2 protein-coding genes and 1 pseudogene are annotated in these 1,309 nt (G+C 58.6%); all 3 read right to left on the reverse strand.

All coding sequences use genetic code 11. The annotated features are described in order from the left end of the window. A partial coding sequence (locus ACLTXB_RS18640; RefSeq protein WP_428227977.1) for an NADAR family protein occupies positions 1 to 730 on the reverse strand: 730 nt, incomplete at its 3' end. An 18-nt stretch (positions 731 to 748) separates the two neighbouring features. Beyond that, positions 749 to 991 carry a hypothetical protein gene (locus tag ACLTXB_RS18645; RefSeq protein WP_428227978.1) on the reverse strand — a complete coding sequence of 81 codons (243 nt, stop codon included), beginning with the start codon at positions 989 to 991 and terminating at the stop codon, positions 749 to 751. A 12-nt stretch (positions 992 to 1,003) separates the two neighbouring features. Continuing rightward, positions 1,004 to 1,309 (reverse strand): annotated as a pseudogene (locus tag ACLTXB_RS18650) (hypothetical protein); the annotation flags it as partial.

Below are 1,309 nucleotides of genomic sequence, written 5' to 3' on the forward strand. Positions count from 1 at the left end.
TGGCCGCGAGGCGGATGCCCCAGATGGCATCGTAGGGGCTGGCCTCCACCAGCACGCTGTCCCCGGTGGAGAGGAGAAACTCCCGCAACTCCCGGTTCTGGCTGAATTTGCACCAGTTTCCATTTAGCACAATGGCGTATTTGAACTTGTCCCACACCTTCTGGTCAAAGCCCCGCACCTTGCGGCCCAAGGCTTTGATCTGCTTGGGGTCGCTACACGCCAAAATCTCCTTGCGTCTCTCCTCGTCACCAAACAGCTGGGCTTTGCCCGCCATCATGTACTGTTCCGTGTAGAGGTAGGAGTCAGCCATCGTATAGAAGTCCTCCATCCACCACTGGCTGAGGCAGCTTTTTGTCAGCTGGCCGTCCTGGGCAGGCTGATGGCCCCAGAACAGGCACAGCTCCCGTCTCCGCCCCGCGGCAAACTCCTGCTGGAGCCACTGGCGGGTGTACTTGGGCCGGCCCTCCGGCCGCCACGCCTCCACCAGGAAGTCACCGTGCGTCAGCACCTCGCCCGTGTCCTCGTTGTCCCACCAGCCCTTCCAGGTCACCGGCTCGGGAAAGAGGGCGCGGTATTCCGCCCGCTCCTCCGGGGAGAGGGTGTCCAGCCAGGTACCAAACCGGTCTATGTAATCCTCCCCATAGCCCATGCGCCAGCCAATGGAGTATCGCTCGATCTCCCGGTGGGCCAGCCAGGGGGGAGGCATGATTTTCTTATCTTGCAGTGCCATAGGGGGTGTCCTTTCTTGTCAGAAACCGTTCAGTTCTTTTTCCACATCCAACGGAGCGCCGTCCAGGGATGTGATCTGTGCCAGCTCTGTTTCAGTCAGATTTTTCAGAAAAATGCAGTATTCGTCTGGGTGGCCTCCCACAAACTCCATTTTGGGCATCCCGATCTGCTCCGGGTCGGTGATCCACAGGCAAGGCTCTCCCGTCGCCCAAAACCGAGTCAGGGTAAGAATTTGGCCATTGTAAATTACTGTCTGGTCCATCCTCACCCCGCCTCAAAAATCACGAAGTTCATCAAACTTCTCAATCATGGAATCTTTCTGGAACGCATCACCCGGCAGGGCATCCAGGATACCCCGCAGGGCCATGTAGATTTCATCCCGTTCCTCGGTTTCGATAAAGCCCATCTTGTTGAAGGTCTGGGTATAGGCTGTCACCGCATCCAGCGCCTGGGACTGGGCGTCCTCGCCCGGTTCAGCGGCCAGCTTCATCAGCTGGGAACGGGTCTTGCGGTATTGATTGGCTGCCTTTTTCGCAGCGGTGGCAGGAATATGCTCCGCACCGTCCCAGCCTCGGAAGGG

It is taken from the genome of Flintibacter sp. (assembly GCF_046973065.1).